General features: G+C 42.7%; 2 protein-coding genes. Both read right to left on the bottom strand.

The features are described 5' to 3' along the window. The coding region (locus DXB52_RS15640; RefSeq protein ID WP_118108035.1) for an ATP-binding protein at nucleotides 1–1,678 on the bottom strand (1,678 nt) is incomplete at its 3' end. Continuing rightward, the coding region (locus DXB52_RS15635) for a TcpE family conjugal transfer membrane protein (RefSeq protein WP_472520559.1) at nucleotides 1,656–1,870 on the bottom strand (215 nt) is incomplete at its 5' end. The genes DXB52_RS15635 and DXB52_RS15640, both read right to left, overlap by 23 nt.

The raw sequence follows: 1,870 nt of genomic DNA, 5'->3' as shown, positions 1-1,870 counted from the left end.
AGGAAATACCCGTAAGGAATGTTAAGATGTCGATTGCCAGACTTTCAGCGTCTTTTACATTCTTCATAATCACAAATGGGTCAAGAAGTCCTGCATTGTCCTTGTCGCTGGTAAGATTTACGATATTGATTTCATGTGCAATCTCTGGGAGTGTTTCTTTCCAGTTACCACGCTCACTTTTAGGGTCTAACAGAAGTGCTTGACCGCCAAACAGCACCGCATAATATACCAGAAGATTATTGCAGAACGACTTACCACCGCCAAGCGAACCGACAAAAGCAGAAGCAAGGGCATTTGTTACTGTACCTTTTACGCCCTGCGAAGCTAAAGACGGTTGCAGGTACACATTTCTTCCCGTATCAACGGAATAGCCCATATAGATACCCGTAGTTTCTCCTAACTGCTGTGTCGCACCAAAGCCAAGCCCAGCTAAAAAATCTGATTTTACATACTGCACATAGTCATTGATATATCGCTTGCTGGCTGGTAAAAATTCAGAATGAAGCCCCAGCATATCTCCAGCAGGACGCACCAGCTTTACATTGAGGTCGTCGTAAAAGTCCTTGACTTCATCACAACGGCGTTTCAGCTCGTCAAGATCGGGTGCAGACACCCGAATAACGTAGCTTAACTTATACATACTTTCTTTGCTCTGGTCTAAGTCTGTTTCCAGCTCGTCCACGCTGTCTAAAGCGTCCACCACATTTGAGCTGGTTTCACTTCCAGCTTGATAGGCGTGATTGTCAAGGTCTTTCAATTCCTTTTTCTTGTTGCGGACGGTTGTTAATGCTTTTCGGTTCTCCACGATTTCTACATTCATGGAAGTATCAACGGGGAATGTGAATTGCTGTTGCTGGAAATAGAAAATTTCGCTTGACGGAAAATCAAGCTCGCCTACAATCGCATTGACGGTAAAATAGGACACATAGCTTTCCTTATCCTCATGTTCCAAGCGTAAATATCGCTGGCTTTCCTCAATCACACATCTTGTCGGACGGATAAGGTCGTAGTATTTTATCAGCGTTTCTTTCTGCAAGTTCTTCTTTGGTAGCTGGTACTCATAATCTTCATAAGCGACACCGTCCCTGCCGTAAAGATGTTCCATGAGATACTCAAAATCATTGATTTCCAAGCGACGCACCTTAAAGCGACGGGAGATTTTATTTTCCAGTAACTTTTCCATTTTCATGTAACGGTTGATTTCATCATTCGGCATGGAAACAAAATCATTCATCAGCGTGTGGTTCACTTCATGGAGAAACTCTTTGAATGTCAGCCACGCCGATTTTTTGATGTTTTTCAGATTGAGCTGTTCTTCCGTAACCATGAGCTTAAAGCCAAGAAAAAAGCGGTAGTCCACTTGATTGTTCCCAATCATAGATACTAACGCTTCGGTCTGTTCGTCTATTTTCTGGTAGGCAACTCCCTTTAATTTTCCCGTTACCAGTTTCTTTGACTGCTCCTGCATACTTCGTATGGAGCTTTCTGTGGCAATCTGCAACGCATGAATTTTACCCTCACGGGACTGTGCGATTAGCTGTCGGAAACTGTCATGCACGATAAATTTCTGCTCTGCGGATAGAAAAGAATAGTTGTATGGTATCAGCTCATAATAGGCAAACACTTCATTGTCCTTGTTCCAGACAAGGTTATTGTCAATATATTTTATTGGGAACATAGTTCACACTCCTTACTGCCGTGATTGTTTCATTCAATATCTGCTTATGCAGTTTTACGGCTTTTCCTGCATAAGTGATTTTAGGTCGCAGGGCATAGGTTATCTGTGATTTCAAAAAGCTGTACGGCTTCTTTCCGTCAAAGGTTTTCTGCGACATGAACCAAGTGAGAGCAACGGGAATACCAAAGTATT

This window comes from Ruminococcus sp. OM04-4AA, from assembly GCF_003462585.1.
Classification (GTDB): domain Bacteria; phylum Bacillota; class Clostridia; order Lachnospirales; family Lachnospiraceae; genus Mediterraneibacter; species Mediterraneibacter faecis.
The sequence above is the reverse complement of the archived record's forward strand: the minus strand, read 5'-3'. Positions and strand labels throughout refer to the sequence as shown.